This is a genomic window from Leclercia adecarboxylata (assembly GCF_006171285.1).
In the GTDB taxonomy this organism is placed as follows: Bacteria; Pseudomonadota; Gammaproteobacteria; order Enterobacterales; family Enterobacteriaceae; genus Enterobacter; species Enterobacter barmai.
Window position 1 is genome coordinate 3,107,878 of sequence record NZ_CP040889.1, and the last position, 15,950, is coordinate 3,123,827.

The following is a 15,950-nucleotide window of genomic DNA, read 5'->3' on the forward strand; positions in this document are numbered from 1 at the left end:
CTGAAATGTCAGTTAAAAGTCACGCCTGATGTAATAATTTTTTTACGGTTAACGTGTGTACTAGCTTAATGGTATCATTGCACTCTTTTCGACTTCACGTCCCGCACGTCTGCGGCATCAAGGGGAACACCTGGTCATGACCCAGCCTATTTTTTTAATTGGCCCCCGCGGCTGTGGCAAAACCACCGTCGGTCTTGAACTGGCTCGTCTGTGCCAGAGTGAATTTGTCGATACCGACCACTGGCTGCAGACCCAGGCCGGTCAGAGCATCGCCGACATTGTTGAGCAGGAAGGGTGGGAGAGTTTTCGCGCCCGTGAGACGGCCACTCTCGAAGCGGTAACGGCGGGCTCCGGCATTATCGCTACCGGCGGCGGCATTATTTTGTCTGCCTACAACCGGCAGTTTATGCGCGAAAAGGGCATTGTGATTTACCTTTGCGCCCCCGTCCCGGTGCTGGTGGAGCGCCTTGAAGCCTCCCCGGAAGAGGGACAGCGTCCAACCCTGACCGGCAAACCCATCAGCGAAGAGGTGAGCGCGGTGCTGGCAGAGCGTGACGCGCTCTATCGCGAAGCCGCGCATCATGTGGTGGACGCATCGCTTGCGCCTGGAGACGTGGTGCAAAATATCGTCGCTGCGCTGCATCTGGCATGCGCCAGCTAACTGATGTCTATACTGATAGTTCAGCCAACCAAAAAAAGGATGAACTATGCCAACCAGACCTCCCTATCCGCGTGAAGCCCGTATCGTTGCCGTTGAAAAAGGTGCGACGGGCCAGACCGTAACCTGGTATCAGCTGCGCGCCGACCACCCGAAACCGGATTCGCTCATCAGCGAGCATGAAACGGAGCAGGAAGCGCAGGATGCCAAAGTCCGTTACGAAGACCCCGATAAGTCCTGATAAAAATCTGAAAGCATAAAGAACTGTACGGTAATCACATTTTTAACAAAGCGTAAACATGAATCGGAGGGTAATGTTCAGGGTTTACAGACACATTGTGTCAGGCTCGCGGATCTTTACATTCCAGCACCCTAAAGTGCTGCTACGCTTTTCAGCACTTTTTCTGAACAGCGAAGTGAGCCTGTATCTGTGTCACGGTAGTGATGGTTAAGAAAGGCGAGAACAATGAAGGCGACGTTGGCGATCCTCACGATTGGGGTAGTCCCGGTAAGCGAAATATTACCGCTCTTAACAGAGCATATTTCTGAACAACAGATAACGCATTACAGTCTGCTCGGTACGCTGAGCCGGGAAGAGGTCATGGAAGACTACGCCCCTGAACGGGGTCAGGCGCGGCTGCCAGTTCTGCTCAGCGACGGTAAGCTGGGCCACGTCTCGCTGCCAAAGATCGAGCGAGGCCTGCAAAGCGTGATTGAAGTGCTCGATAACCAGGATTATGAGGTGATCCTGCTGATGAGCACGGCCCCCATCACCGGGCTTGTCGCCCGCAACGCGATCCTGCTTGAGCCGATGCGGATCATCCCCCCGCTGGTCGGATCCATTGTCGACAGCCATCAGGTGGGGGTGATCGTCCCGATGGATGAGCTGCTGGAGAACCAGTCGAAAAAGTGGCAGGGTCTGTCCAACGCGCCGCTCCTCGCCGTAGCCAACCCTTTCTGGGACAGCGAAACCAGACTTATCGACGCCGGACGCGATCTGCTCGATCGCGGCGCGGACGTTCTGATGCTCGACTGTCTTGGTTTCCATCAGCATCACCGCGATTTACTGCAAAAAAATCTGGATGTGCCGGTGCTGCTGTCAAACGTGCTGGTGGCCCGGCTGGCCTCGGAATTGCTGGTCTGATGATTTTGCGTGACAGGCATGGAGTGTCACCCCTATATTGGATTGACAACCAACGACAATAAGGACCAGTCCATGCTTCAGAGTAATGAATACTTTTCCGGTAAAGTGAAGTCCATCGGTTTTAGCAGCAGCATTACTGGCCGCGCCAGTGTCGGCGTAATGGAAGAAGGGGAGTACGCCTTCGGGACCGCGCAACCTGAAGAGATGACCGTAGTCAGCGGCTCACTGAAGGTGTTATTGCCGGGTGAAACCGAGTGGAAAATCTATAATCCGGGTGATGTTTTCAACGTACCCGGCCACAGCGAATTCCATCTGCAGGTTGCTGAACCTTCATCCTACCTGTGTCGTTATCTGTAAAAAAAAGAGCCGGGTTAACCCGGCTCCGATTTCTGGCATTAAGCATCAGCGCTGTGCTTCGCCGCCTAATCCTTCCACCACGCTTTTAATCAACGCCGCCAGTTCACCCGTCATCAGAATGAAGTCAGCATCAAAGCGCTGGGCGTAGTCGTCCCGGTCGATATCGTCGTTCTGATCGCGCAGCTCATCGGAAAACTTCAGGCGCTTGATTGAGCCATCGTCACACATCATGAACTGAATACGCTGCTGCCAGTCGAGGGCCAGCTTGGTCACCAGCTTGCCGGCTTCGATATGCACGGCGATTTCGTCGCTGACCAGCTCCTGCTTCTTGGCGCGGATCACGCCGCCATCTTCCAGAATCGCTTTCAGCTCGGCTTCGTCCAGCAGCTGGAACCCCTGCGGAACGTTGTTGCCGCGTACCCACTCGGTGAGGGTCAGCTCGATTGGATTTTCCATCGTCAGCGGCACCACCGGCAGCGAGCCGAGGCTTTTACGCAGCAGCGCCAGGGTGTCTTCTGCTTTTTTGGCGCTGGCACAGTCGACCATAATCAGGCCGTTTACCGTGTCGATCCACATCATCGTCTGGCTGAAGCGGCTGAAGGCGCGCGGCAGCAGGGAGTGCAGAACTTCATCTTTCAGCGAATCTTTTTCCGTTTTTTTCAGCTTCCGCCCCTGTTCGGCTTCCAGCTTGAAAATTTTGGCTTCCAGCGCCTGCTTCACCACCGGCGTCGGCAGGATCTTCTCTTCCTTACGCGCGCAGATGATGATTTGACCATTGGTGGTGTGGGTCAGCGCATCGCTCTGTGATCCCATAGGCGGAACCCATCCGGTTTTGGCCATGTCCTGGCTGCCACACGGGGTAAATGCGTAAAGGTCTAACTGTTTTTCCATCTCGTCTGCGCGCAGTTCGATATCGCGGCTGAGACGGTAAACCATCAAATTTTTGAACCACAGCATGATAATTTCCACGGTCTTGTCGTTTAATTCAGCGGGCATGATAGCGAATTGTCGCATCGCTTGCATTGCTAATCGGGTAGCAGGCTTCTACTCTGTTGATAATCAAAATAATGAGGAACGTCCTGTGCGAATTGGTATTGATCTCGGCGGCACCAAAACAGAAGTCATCGCCCTTGGCGAGCAGGGGGAGCAGCTGTTCCGCCACCGCCTGCCCACCCCGCGTGACGACTACCGGCAGACCATTGAAACCATCGCCCACCTGGTGGAGATGGCCGAAAAGGCCACCGGCCAGACCGGCACGGTTGGCATGGGCATTCCGGGGTCGATTTCGCCCTATACCGGGGTGGTGAAAAACGCGAATTCGACCTGGCTTAACGGCCAGCCCTTCGACCGCGACTTAAGCCAGCGCCTGAACCGCGAAGTCCGGCTGGCGAACGACGCTAACTGCCTGGCGGTCTCCGAGGCCATCGACGGCGCGGCGGCGGGCGCACAGACTGTATTCGCGGTGATCATCGGAACCGGCTGCGGGGCAGGCGTAGCCTTTAACGGCCGCTCCCATATCGGCGGCAACGGCACGGCAGGCGAATGGGGGCACAACCCGCTACCGTGGATGGATGAAGATGAACTGAAGTACCGCGCCGAAGTGCCGTGCTACTGCGGCAAGCAGGGCTGCATCGAGACCTTTATTTCCGGCACCGGTTTTGCCACCGACTACCGTCGTCTGAGCGGCCATCCGCTGAAAGGCAATGAGATCATGCGGCTGGTGGAGGAGCAGGACGCCGTGGCCGAACTGGCGCTCAGCCGTTACGAGATGCGGCTGGCGAAGTCGCTGGCGCACGTGGTGAATATTCTCGACCCGGATGTGATCGTGCTGGGCGGCGGCATGAGTAACGTTGACCGTCTCTATACCACCGTTCCGCAACTGGTGAAGCAGTGGGTGTTTGGCGGCGAATGCGAAACCCCGATCCGCAAAGCGGTGCACGGCGACTCCAGCGGCGTGCGCGGCGCGGCCTGGCTGTGGCCGCACTGATGGTGCCATTGGTGCGGCTTGTTCCCCTCACCCTAACCCTCTCCCCTATGGGGAGAGGGTTAGGGTGAGGGGAACAGATAGCACCCATCCTTAACTACTCCACCGCAAACACCTTATCCAGCCTGCTGTACCCCAGCCCGTTGATCTTCTTCACTTTGATCTGCACCGGAATGCGCTCTTTCATCGCCTCCACGTGGCTGATCACGCCGATGGTTTTACCGCTGGCGTTCAGCGCATCCAGCGCATCCAGGGCGGTATCCAGCGTTTCGCTATCCAGCGTGCCGAAGCCCTCATCGAGGAACAGCGAGTCAATCTGCGTTTTGTGGCTTACCAGATCGGAGAGGGCCAGCGCCAGCGCCAGGCTCACGAGGAAACTTTCCCCGCCGGAGAGCGTGCGGGTGTCACGCACCGCATCAGCCTGCCAGGTGTCCATCACTTCCAGCTCCAGCGCGTCGCTGGCTTTGCGCTGCAGCAGGTAGCGGCCATGCAGGCGGGTCAGCTGCTGGTTGGCGAGCCACACCAGATTGTCCAGGGTTAAGCCCTGGGCGAACTTGCGGAAGCGATCCCCCTCTTTGGAACCGATCAGCGAGTTCAGATAACCCCAGTCATCCGCCTGACGGGCCGCCTCTTCGATCTGCTGCATCAACGTCTGCTGGTGCTGACGATTGTCGCTGTCCTGCTTAAGCTGCTGGCGGATCTCCCCCTGACGGGTGGTGTTTTCCCGCAGCTTCAGCGCCAGCTGCTGGAGCTGCTCGTGCAGAACCGGGGCTTGCGTTGTCAGGCCCGCCGGGCGCTGTTCCAGATGTTCGTTCAGCCGTTGACCGGCCTGCTGGAGCAGCGCCGTGGTCTGCTGGATCTGATTCTCCAGGCTGTGTTTCAACTGCTCCAGACGCTGAACCGTCCCGGCATCCAGCAGGGCCGCGAGAAACGCCTCCCGATCGCTGAAGACGCTGGCGGCCAGCGCGGCGGTAAACTGCGCCCGGGATTGTTGCAGGCGCTCGCTTTCCAGCTTGTGCTGCTGTTGCAGCGTGGCGAGCTGGCTTTGCAGGGAGACGCACTCGGTGTGGATCTCGCGCCAGTTATCCGGGATGGTGCTTTCCGCTTCCGTGAGATCCGTTTCCGGCAGGGTATCCAGTAGCGGTGCCAGGGCAGTGATGCGATCCCGCAGAGCGTTATGCTGCGACTGCCGCTCCTGCCAGGCCAGAGACTCTTTTTCGCGTTCAGCAAGCCAGGCTGCCTCTGTACCGTCTTCCGGCACCGCCAGCGACAGGGCATCAAGCGTGTTTTCCATCGCAGCGCGCGTTGCTAGAAGCTGCTGCTGGTAGAGTTGTTCCTGGGCTTCCTCTTCGTTCAGCTGGCTTTGCAGGGTCAGACGCTGGCTAAGCTGGTGGAGCTGCTGCTCGTACTGCTCCTGTTCAGCCAGCCAGGGAGCGATATCTTCCTGAATATTCAGGTTAACGTTCAGGGAACCACACACCGCCAGCCACTCTTTAGTGAGCGCTTGCTCTTCCTGCGAGAAGGTCTGCGCTTCGCTTGTTTCTCGCTGAAGCTGAGTATTGAGCGCATTCACCTGTCCGAGCACCAGCAGGCCTTCCTCTTTGAGAGCGGCGACCTCTTTTTCCATCGCATCCCGACGGCGCTGGTTTTCGGTGAGCACTAAGGCCTGGTACTGGGCAATCGCCGGATGCCCGGTGGAGCCGCAGAGCGGGCAGGGCTTCCCGGCTTCCAGTTCCGCCCGGTAGCTTTCCAGCTTTTTGATCTTCTCTTCCTGCTCACACAGGGTTTTGAGATCGAGATAGTGCTGGTTTTTCTCTTTGTACTGCTGACGGCGCAGCGTCAGGGTTTCGTTCAGTGTTGCCAGTTCACCCTGCGCCTTTTGCACGCTTTCGCCATTCTGGCGCAACCGCTGCTGCAGGGGCTGATAGCGGGCATGCAGGGTGGTCAGGCGCTGGCGTGCCCCGCGGGACTGGGTCTGGAGCGCCATCTCAGCGGCGGCCTGTTCCGCGCTGAGCGTCAGCGTGCTTTCCGGTAATCCGGCCAGCTTCTGGCGTAACTCCGTCAGACGCCGGGTCAGGGTCGCCATCTGCGTTTTGTCGCGGTTGAGCTGGGTAAAGTGCGCCCGCCAGCCGGCAATCTCCTGACTCCACTGGCGGAAGCGATCGTGTTCGGTGAGCCACTGGGTGAGCGCGTTCAGTTCGGTTTGCAGCTCATCGCGCGCGCGCAGGGCCCCGTTGCGAATGCGCGAGCGCAGCTCCACTCTGGACTGTAAGCGAGTATTCACCTCCTGCATCTGCTGCTCGGTTTGCGACAGAAGGGCAAGCTGCTCCTGCTGCCGCTCCCACTGCGGACGCAGCTGGGCCGCAGGCTGGGCCAGATGCAGCTTTTCCAGCTCGGGCATGGCGTCGGTCAGAGCCTGCTGCGCCTGCTGTTGGGCTGCCATCGACTGCTGTTGCTCACGCACAAGCTCATCGTGGCGGGTAAGCCATTGAAAATCTTTCTGTTGCGCCTGCTGCTGGGCCAGCAGCTGCGCTTCTTCGTCAGTAAGTACCTGCAAACCTTGCTGAAGCTGCTGCTGCTGTTCTTCACTGAGCAACACCACCCCGGCTGCCTGGGCCTGACGTTTCTCCAGCTCGCTGCGCGCCGCTTTATGTTTTTCAAATACCATAGCGGAAATCTGGCCGTAAATTTCCGTGCCGGTCAGCTCTTCCAGCAGTTCGGCGCGCTCTTTCGGTTTGGCGTTCAGGAAGGCGGCGAACTGTCCCTGAGATAAGAGCATTGAGCGGGTAAAGCGGTCGTAGTCGAGCCCGGTCAGGGAGGCGACCAGCTCCAGCTTGTCCTTTACTTTATCCGCCAGAATTTTGCCATCTTCACACTGGGCCAGCTCCACGCGGGGCACCTGCAGATTGCCGTCCGGCTGGTTACGCGCCCGGTTCTGGCTCCAGAAGGCACGATAGGCGATCCCTTTGACTTCAAACTCCACTTCGGCGAGGCACTCGGCGGTGTCGCGGGTCATCAGGTCGTTTTGCGACTGCGAGACCGTATTCAGGCGCGGCGTCTCGTGATAGAGCGCCAGGCAGATGGCGTCCAGCAGGGTGGTTTTACCCGCACCGGTCGGGCCGGTAATGGCAAACAGGCCATTGCTGAGGAAAGGCTCGGCGGTAAAGTCGATTTTCCATTCGCCCTTGAGGGAGTTGAGGTTTTTCAGGCGCAGGCTGAGAATTTTCATGCGTCATCCTCCTCATTGCTGAGGGCGTGGAGCGTGTGGCTGAACAGTTCGTTGAGCCGGGCACGCTGGGCATCATCCAGGGTTTCCTGTGCGAGGCGGCGCTCAAAAACTTCCTCCACCCGCAGCTCGCTGAGGGTTTCCCGCAGGCTGCTGGCCAGGCTCTTTTCGCGCTGCTCGCGGCTGCGGCGCACCAGCAGCACCTCCACCGGCAGATCTTCCGTCAGGTTCTGGATCTTGCGCTGCATGTCGTGCAGGTACTCATCGGTGGTGAGTTCGATATCCAGCCAGACGGGCGGCGTTTGTTCCACGCCGCGCCACTGCTCAAGCTGGGCGGTAATGGCCGCCAGATCGCCCTTCAGCACCGCCAGCGGCTGGGTAATGGGCACCTCAAGTGATTCGACGGCGCTAAGCTTACCCTGGTCGAAACTCACCAGATGCACGCATTTGCTTTTGCCGGTTTCATCAAAGCTGAGGGGAATAGGGGAGCCGCAGTAGCGAATATGCTCGCAGCCGCCAATCATCTGCGCCCGGTGGATGTGGCCCAGGGCGATATAGTCTGCCGCCGGGAAATGCTGGGCGGGAAAGGCATCCAGCGTACCGATATAGATGTCACGTACCGCGTCACTTTTACTGGCCCCGACGGTGGTGAGATGCCCGGTCGCGATAATCGGCAGCACGCTGTCGCCGCGAAGGGCGCAGGCCTGGGTATATTGATCGTCATAATAGTGGGTGATGGCTTTTAACAGCTGCTGCTGTTTCTCTGTCCCGGACAGACCCGCCTGGCTCTGCACCACGTCGCGCGGACGTAAAAAGGGGATTGGGCACAGCACCGCCCCGGGCGTGCCGTCGCGTCTGTTCAATATTTGCGGAGCATGGCCGGCGCTGGCGACCACGGTGGTATTCAAAAAAGCCAGGATCTCACGGGATTCATTCAACGTGGCGACGGAATCATGGTTGCCCGCTACTATCACCAGATGGCAGCCGGTTTTTTGCAGGTTCACCACGAAACGGTTATAGAGCTCGCGCGCATAGCTCGGCGGCGAGCCGGTATCGAAGATATCCCCGGCCACCAGGATGGCATCGACGTCCTGTGATTGCGCAGTCTCAAGCAGCCAGTTGAGGAACGCTTCATGTTCGGCGGCGCGGCTTTTGCTGTAAAAATTTTGTCCCAGATGCCAGTCCGAGGTGTGAAGTATGCGCATAACAGATCCGTGGCAAAAAAAGGTTAGCGGGATTATAAACTTTCAGGGTGACGAAGATAACCGTTACAATCGGGGCTGCCATAAAACAACGGCTTGCCATTATTAGCGGGTACGTTTTTCATAAATCTGTCATAAATCTGACGCATAATGACGCCGTATTACAAACATGTAACCTCAATAAGACAGGGCTAAGTATGGCGAGACGTATTCTGGTCGTAGAAGATGAAGCACCCATTCGCGAAATGGTCTGTTTCGTGCTCGAACAAAATGGCTTTCAACCGATAGAAGCCGAAGATTACGACAGCGCGGTGAATCAGCTCAACGAACCCTGGCCCGATCTGATCCTGCTTGACTGGATGTTGCCTGGCGGCTCTGGTCTGCAATTCATCAAATATATCAAACGTGAAGCGCTAACCCGCGATATCCCGGTGATGATGTTAACCGCCCGTGGCGAAGAGGAAGATCGCGTTCGTGGCCTGGAGACCGGCGCGGATGACTACATCACCAAACCCTTCTCCCCGAAAGAGCTGGTGGCACGCATTAAGGCCGTGATGCGACGTATTTCACCGATGGCGGTGGAAGAGGTGATTGAAATGCAGGGCCTGAGCCTGGATCCTACCTCGCACCGCGTGATGACCGGTGAAAACCCTCTTGATATGGGGCCGACCGAATTCAAACTGTTGCACTTCTTCATGACCCACCCGGAGCGCGTCTACAGCCGCGAGCAGTTGCTCAATAATGTCTGGGGCACTAACGTTTATGTTGAAGATCGAACGGTGGATGTTCACATTCGCCGTTTGCGTAAGGCACTCGAAACCAGCGGTCACGATCGCATGGTACAGACCGTCCGCGGCACGGGTTATCGTTTCTCCACCCGTTTCTGAACAATGACAGGAGTGTGACGCGTGCTGGAACGTCTGTCATGGAAAAGGCTCTGTTTTGAACTGATACTTTGCTGTATCCCGGCCCTGATCCTCGGGGCCTTAATCGGTTATTTACCCTGGTTTTTACTGGCAGCGGTCACAGGACTGCTGATCTGGCATTTCTGGAATTTGCTCCGCCTGTCATGGTGGCTGTGGGTTGACAGAAGTATGACGCCGCCGCCCGGCAGCGGAAGCTGGGAACCTCTTCTGTATGGCCTGCACCAGATGCAGATGCGTAATAAAAAACGCCGTCGTGAGCTGGGCAGTCTGATCAAACGCTTTCGCAGCGGCGCGGAATCGCTGCCGGATGCGGTGATACTCACCACCGAAGAGGGAACAATGTTCTGGTGCAACGGTCTGGCACAACAGCTGCTGGGCCTGCGCTGGCCGGATGATAACGGGCAAAACATTCTCAACCTGCTGCGTTATCCGGAGTTCACGCAGTATCTGAAAAAACGCGACTTCACCCGCCCGCATAATCTGGTGCTCAACAACGGTCGTCATCTGGAGATCCGCGTGATGCCCTACAGCGACAAACAGTGGCTGATGGTGGCGCGCGACGTGACGCAAATGCACCAGCTCGAAGGGGCGCGGCGCAACTTCTTCGCCAACGTCAGCCACGAATTACGCACCCCGCTGACGGTGCTGCAGGGCTATCTGGAGATGATGCAGGAGCAGACCCTGGAGGGTGCGCCGCGGGAAAAAGCGCTGCAGACCATGCGCGAGCAGACGCAACGCATGGAAGGCCTGGTGAAGCAGTTGCTGACCCTCTCGCGCATTGAGGCGGCTCCGACCCTGGCGCTGAATGAAACGATCGATGTGCCGATGATGCTGCGGATGTTAGAGCGCGAAGCGCAGACCTTAAGCCAGCAGCAGCACCAGCTTACCTTCGAGGTGGATAACACCCTGAAAGTGCGCGGCAGTAACGACGAGCTGCGCAGCGCGATCTCGAACCTGGTCTATAACGCGGTGAATCATACCCCCGCCGGGACCCACATCACCGTGCGCTGGCAGCATGTGCCCACGGGGGCGGAGTTCAGCGTTGAGGACAATGGCCCGGGGATCGGTCCGGAGCATATTCCTCGTCTGACCGAGCGTTTTTATCGGGTGGATAAAGCGCGTTCCCGGCAGACGGGCGGCAGCGGCCTGGGGCTGGCGATTGTTAAGCATGCCATCAATCACCACGACAGCCGTCTCGATATCGTCAGTACGCCGGGTAAGAGCACGCGTTTCAGCTTCGTGATCCCGGAACGTTTAATTGCCAGTAACAGCGCCTGACGGCGTCACTGTAATCAGATATTGCCACAGGCCAGCGTATGCTGGCCTGTTTGCTTTGCAGTCAACCGAAGCGCGGGTAAATTTTATACGCCTGTTGCTTTTTTGTTCGCATGATTAGCCATGAGTTTTTCTTATAAATGGTGTAATGTTCCACGCTCATCTTTCAGGCTGGCATATTGTTCTGGTTTTCAGATCCCATATTGCCTTTAAACGTTATAAGCGTTTAAATTGCCCCCCTGATATCGTCGGACAGACTGTATTTGCGTGGTAAATCGAAAAACTATTCTTCTCCACGCCGGTAGGAAAGCATTTCCCGCTGAGGTTGCACATTTTTTCCGCTGTTTTGTTCCGCAACGGATAGCGAAAAATTCAACGTTTTCAACACCACATCCACAGGCAGTAAGGTTTTATGACCCATCAATTGAAATCGCGCGATATCATCGCGCTGGGCTTTATGACATTTGCGCTGTTCGTTGGCGCTGGCAACATCATCTTTCCTCCCATGGTTGGCTTACAGGCGGGTGAACACGTCTGGACGGCGGCTATTGGCTTTTTAATTACCGCCGTAGGTCTGCCGGTACTGACCGTCGTTGCGCTGGCGAAAGTTGGCGGCGGCGTTGACAGCCTCAGCGCGCCGATTGGCAAGGTGGCCGGGGTGATGCTGGCCGTGGTCTGCTACCTGGCGATCGGCCCGCTGTTCGCGACGCCGCGTACCGCGACCGTCTCCTTCGAAGTGGGGATTGCCCCGCTGACCGGCGACGGCCCGCTGCCGCTGTTTATCTACAGCCTGGTTTACTTCGCCATCGTGATTCTGGTGTCGCTCTATCCGGGCAAGCTGCTGGATACCGTGGGTAACTTCCTGGCACCAATGAAGATCCTGGCGCTGGTGGTACTGGCTGTTGCGGCGATTATCTGGCCTGCCGGCCCGCTGAGCTCCGCGACCGAAGCGTACCAGAATGCGGCATTCTCTAACGGATTTGTGAACGGCTATCTGACCATGGATACGCTGGGCGCGATGGCGTTCGGTATCGTGATCGTTAACGCTGCGCGTTCCCGCGGCGTGACCGAAGCGCGTCTGCTGACCCGTTACACCGTCTGGGCTGGCCTGATGGCGGGCGCAGGGCTGGCGCTGCTCTATCTGGCGCTGTTCCGTCTCGGTTCCGACAGCAGCGTGCTGGTTGACCAGGGCGCTAACGGTGCGGCAATCCTGCATGCGTACGTTCAGCACACCTTTGGTGGCGCGGGAAGCATGATGCTGGCTATCCTGATCTTCCTGGCCTGTCTGGTGACGGCGGTTGGTCTGACCTGTGCCTGTGCAGAGTTCTTTGCCCAGTACGTGCCGCTCTCTTACCGCACGCTGGTGTTTATCCTGGGCGGCTTCTCCATGGCGGTGTCGAACCTCGGTCTGAGCCACCTGATTCAGGTCTCCATTCCGGTGTTGACCACCATCTACCCGCCGTGCATCGTGCTGGTCGTGCTGAGCTTCACCCGCGGCTGGTGGAACAATTCCACACGAATTATCGCGCCGGCCATGTTTATCAGTCTGCTTTTTGGTATGCTTGACGGCATTAAGGCATCTGCTATCAGCGCCATTCTGCCTGCCTGGACACAGCGTCTGCCGCTGTCCGAACAGGGTCTGGCGTGGTTGATGCCTACCGTTGTTGCACTGGTACTGGCAATTATCTGGGATCGTGCTGCAGGGCGTCAGGTTACATCGAACGCGCACTAATCAACGGCTGAATGTTTAACCACGGGGCGTAATGCCCCGTGGTTTTTTGTTTTTTTTAGTCTGAAATGGCATGACAACAAATGGAAAGCACTAACAAACTCAAGCGTGGATTGAGCGCCCGTCACATCCGCTTTATGGCGCTGGGTTCTGCAATCGGTACTGGTCTTTTTTATGGCTCGGCAGATGCCATCAAAATGGCCGGTCCCAGCGTTCTGCTGGCGTATCTTATCGGCGGTGTTGCCGCTTACATCATCATGCGTGCGCTGGGGGAGATGTCGGTACATAACCCGTCAGCCAGCTCCTTCTCCCGCTATGCGCAAGAAAACTTAGGCCCGCTTGCTGGCTATATCACCGGCTGGACCTACTGCTTCGAAATCCTGATTGTCGCTATCGCCGACGTAACGGCGTTCGGCATTTATATGGGCGTCTGGTTCCCGACCGTGCCGCACTGGATCTGGGTGCTCAGCGTGGTGCTGATCATCTGCGCCATCAACCTGATGAGCGTGAAGGTGTTTGGCGAGCTGGAGTTCTGGTTCTCCTTCTTTAAAGTCGCCACCATTATCATCATGATTGCTGCCGGTATCGGCATCATTATCTGGGGTATCGGCAACGGCGGAGAGCCGACCGGGATCCACAATCTGTGGAGCAACGGCGGTTTCTTCAGTAACGGCTGGATAGGCATGGTGATGTCGCTGCAGATGGTGATGTTTGCCTACGGCGGGATCGAAATCATCGGTATTACCGCCGGTGAAGCCAAAGATCCTGAGAAGTCCATCCCGCGCGCCATCAACTCGGTGCCGATGCGTATCCTGGTCTTCTATGTGGGCACGCTGTTTGTGATCATGTCCATCTACCCGTGGAACCAGGTTGGTACCAACGGCAGCCCGTTCGTGCTGACGTTCCAGCATCTGGGGATCACCTTTGCCGCCAGCATTCTTAACTTCGTGGTGCTGACCGCCTCGCTTTCCGCCATCAATGCCGACGTCTTCGGCGTGGGGCGTATGCTGCACGGCATGGCCGAGCAGGGCAGTGCGCCGAAGGCATTCGCCAAAACCTCCAGCCGCGGTACGCCGTGGGTGACGGTGCTGGTGATGACCGTGGCGCTGCTGCTGTCGGTCTACCTCAACTACATCATGCCGGAGAACGTCTTCCTGGTGATTGCGTCGCTGGCGACCTTTGCCACCGTCTGGGTGTGGATCATGATTCTGATGTCGCAGATTGGCTTCCGCCGCCGTCTGTCGCCGGAAGAGGTAAAAGCGCTGAAGTTTAAGGTGCCGGGCGGCGTGGCAAGTACCGTTGCTGGCCTGATCTTCCTGGTCTTTATTATCGGCCTGATTGGTTACCATCCGGAAACCCGCATCTCGCTGTATGTCGGCTTTGCGTGGATTGCGCTGCTGCTGGTGGGCTGGGTGTTTAAACGCCGCCGCGAGCGTCAGTTAGCGCAAGTGCAGTAACAGCAATGCCCGGCAAACGCCGGGCATTTTTCTCCTCCCCCTTCCTCCTCCCCCAATAAACCTCTCCGTGAGGAGTGAACATCAACTACCCTGTGGCAAGGTGACCTCATTTCTGGGAAAGGGGATAAAAGATGTTGAATGCATGGCACCTGCCGGTTGCCCCATTTGTTAAGCAAAACAACGATAAACTTGTCATCACGCTGTGGCTGACGGGCGAGAATTTGCCTGAGCGGGTGACGCTGCGCGCTGAAATCGATAATGAAGAGACGTCGCTGAAAATGCAGAAGCAGCGCAGCCAGCCGCAACCCGGCGTAACGGCCTGGCGGGCCACCCTCGACGTGGAGAAAGGGCAGCCGCGCCGCCGCTACAGCTTTAAGATGCTCTGGCATAACCGCCAGCTGTGGTTCACCCCGCAGGGTTTCAGCCGTTTTCCACCGGCGCGGCTGGAGCAGTTTGCCGTCGATTACCCCGATGCCGGGCCGCAGTGGGTGGCCGACCAGGTCTTTTATCAGATCTTCCCGGACCGCTTTGCCCGCAGCCAGCGGCGCAACCCGGAACTGGATCGAACCTATCATCACCATGCCGCGGGGCATGAGACGCTCTTCCGGGAGTGGGATGAGCCGGTAACCGCCCAGGCAGGGGGATCGACGTTTTACGGTGGCGATCTCGACGGCATCAGCGAGAAGCTGCCCTATCTGAAAAAACTGGGCGTCACGGCGCTCTACCTCAACCCGGTGTTTGTCGCCCCCAGCGTGCATAAATACGACACCGAAGATTATCGCCACGTGGACGAGCGCTTTGGCGGCGACGTCGCCCTGTTACGCCTGCGGGAGAACACCCACCGGGAGGGGATGCGCCTGATCCTCGACGGCGTGTTCAACCACAGCGGTGATTCCCACGCCTGGTTCGACCGCCACAACCGGGGGACGGGCGGGGCCTGCCATAACCCGGACTCGGCCCAGCGGGACTGGTACAGCTTTGACGACGAGGGCCGCGCCCTCGACTGGCTGGGCTACGCCAGCCTGCCGAAGCTGGATTATCAGTCGTCCGGGGTGGTGGATGAGATCTACGGCGGCGAGGACAGCATTGTTCGTCACTGGCTGAAAGCGCCGTGGAGCATGGATGGCTGGCGGCTGGACGTGGTGCACATGCTCGGCGAAGGCGGCGGGGCGCGCCATAATCTGCAGCACGTCACCGGGATCACCCGTTCGGCAAAAGAGGCCAATCCAGAGGCTTTCGTCTTTGGTGAACATTTTGGCGACGCCCGCCAGTGGTTACAGGCTGATGCAGAAGATTCGGCGATGAACTATCGCGGCTTCACCTTCCCGCTGTGGGGTTTCCTCGCCAATACCGATATCTCCTACGATCCGCAGCAGATTGATGCGGAAACCTGCATGAGATGGATGGATAACTACCGCGCCAGCCTTTCCCATCAGCAGCAGCTGCGCATGTTTAACCAGCTCGACAGTCACGACACCGCCCGCTTTAAGTCGTTGCTCGGCAAAGATGTCGCCCGCCTGCCGCTGGCCATCACCTGGCTGTTCACCTGGCCTGGGGTGCCGTGTATTTACTATGGCGATGAGGTGGGGCTCGACGGCAATAACGATCCGTTCTGCCGGAAGACCTTCCCGTGGGAGGATGAAAAACAGGACAAAACCCTGCTGGCGCTCTACCAGCGGTTAATCAGGCTGCGCAAGCAGAATCAGGCCCTGCGCTACGGCGGCTGTCAGGTAGTGTACGCCCACGACAACGTGGTGGTGTTTATGCGCGTCTACAACCAGCAGCGGGTGCTGGTGGCCATTAACCGGGGCGATGCCTGTGAAGTGGTGATGGACGATTCGCCGCTGCTCAACGTTAAGCAGTGGCAGCTGAAAGAGGGGAAAGGCGTGGCGCAGGACGGCGTGCTGTCGCTCCCGGCGATCTCGGCTTGCGTCTGGTTCGGTAATTAATTTGCTGTACGGCAGGTGCTGAGCGCCTGCCGCCTGCTTTTCG

General features: G+C 57.9%; 13 protein-coding genes. 10 read left to right on the forward strand and 3 right to left on the reverse strand.

Features of this window, described 5'->3' with window-relative positions; genetic code table 11:
* The first annotated feature begins 136 nt into the window (after positions 1-136).
* From aroL to ppnP, 4 genes are all read left to right on the forward strand, one after another.
* Entirely contained in the window at positions 137-661 is a 525-nt protein-coding gene (aroL, locus tag FHN83_RS16595; RefSeq protein WP_139564415.1) for a shikimate kinase AroL, read from the forward strand.
* Positions 662-707: 46 nt separating this feature from the next.
* Positions 708-899, forward strand: coding sequence for a protein YaiA (gene yaiA, locus FHN83_RS16600; protein WP_039031473.1), 192 nt, complete (start codon positions 708-710; stop codon positions 897-899).
* A gap of 225 nt (positions 900-1,124) precedes the next feature.
* A complete protein-coding gene (locus FHN83_RS16605; protein WP_139564416.1) occupies positions 1,125-1,802 on the forward strand; it encodes an AroM family protein in 678 nt (225 codons plus the stop codon).
* Between the two features lie 72 nt (positions 1,803-1,874).
* Complete coding sequence (gene ppnP, locus FHN83_RS16610) at positions 1,875-2,159, forward strand: pyrimidine/purine nucleoside phosphorylase (RefSeq protein ID WP_039031475.1); 285 nt, start codon at positions 1,875-1,877, stop codon at positions 2,157-2,159.
* A gap of 45 nt (positions 2,160-2,204) precedes the next feature.
* Here the strand turns inward: ppnP and rdgC are convergent, their stop codons facing one another.
* Positions 2,205-3,116, reverse strand: coding sequence for a recombination-associated protein RdgC (rdgC, locus tag FHN83_RS16615; protein WP_039031486.1), 912 nt, complete (start codon positions 3,114-3,116; stop codon positions 2,205-2,207).
* Between the two features lie 124 nt (positions 3,117-3,240).
* On the opposite strand from rdgC, the gene mak reads away from it, so the two are divergent.
* The gene (gene mak / locus FHN83_RS16620) at positions 3,241-4,146 is read left to right on the forward strand and encodes a fructokinase (protein ID WP_176556499.1); all 906 of its coding nucleotides are present in this window, start codon (positions 3,241-3,243) and stop codon (positions 4,144-4,146) included.
* Between the two features lie 94 nt (positions 4,147-4,240).
* Here the strand turns inward: mak and sbcC are convergent, their stop codons facing one another.
* Both sbcC and sbcD read right to left on the reverse strand, forming a co-directional pair.
* On the reverse strand, positions 4,241-7,372 hold the full coding sequence (sbcC, locus tag FHN83_RS16625) for an exonuclease subunit SbcC (protein WP_139564418.1): 3,132 nt from the start codon (positions 7,370-7,372) through the stop codon (positions 4,241-4,243).
* A complete protein-coding gene (gene sbcD / locus FHN83_RS16630) occupies positions 7,369-8,574 on the reverse strand; it encodes an exonuclease subunit SbcD (protein WP_139564419.1) in 1,206 nt (401 codons plus the stop codon). Before sbcD ends, sbcC begins: the two co-directional genes overlap by 4 nt.
* Before the next feature lie 194 nt (positions 8,575-8,768).
* Here sbcD and phoB point away from each other — a divergent pair, with 194 nt between their 5' ends.
* The 5 genes from phoB (at position 8,769) to malZ (ending at position 15,907) form a co-directional block, all read left to right on the forward strand.
* The gene (phoB, locus tag FHN83_RS16635) at positions 8,769-9,458 is read left to right on the forward strand and encodes a phosphate response regulator transcription factor PhoB (RefSeq protein WP_139564420.1); all 690 of its coding nucleotides are present in this window, start codon (positions 8,769-8,771) and stop codon (positions 9,456-9,458) included.
* A gap of 21 nt (positions 9,459-9,479) precedes the next feature.
* Positions 9,480-10,775 carry a phosphate regulon sensor histidine kinase PhoR gene (gene phoR / locus FHN83_RS16640; protein ID WP_039031480.1) on the forward strand — a complete coding sequence of 432 codons (1,296 nt, stop codon included), beginning with the start codon at positions 9,480-9,482 and terminating at the stop codon, positions 10,773-10,775.
* A gap of 409 nt (positions 10,776-11,184) precedes the next feature.
* Complete coding sequence (gene brnQ / locus FHN83_RS16645) at positions 11,185-12,504, forward strand: branched-chain amino acid transporter carrier protein BrnQ (RefSeq protein ID WP_039031481.1); 1,320 nt, start codon at positions 11,185-11,187, stop codon at positions 12,502-12,504.
* Positions 12,505-12,584: 80 nt separating this feature from the next.
* Complete coding sequence (gene proY / locus FHN83_RS16650; protein WP_139564421.1) at positions 12,585-13,958, forward strand: proline-specific permease ProY; 1,374 nt, start codon at positions 12,585-12,587, stop codon at positions 13,956-13,958.
* Positions 13,959-14,089: 131 nt separating this feature from the next.
* A complete protein-coding gene (gene malZ / locus FHN83_RS16655) occupies positions 14,090-15,907 on the forward strand; it encodes a maltodextrin glucosidase (RefSeq protein ID WP_139564422.1) in 1,818 nt (605 codons plus the stop codon).
* Positions 15,908-15,950: the final 43 nt, after the last annotated feature.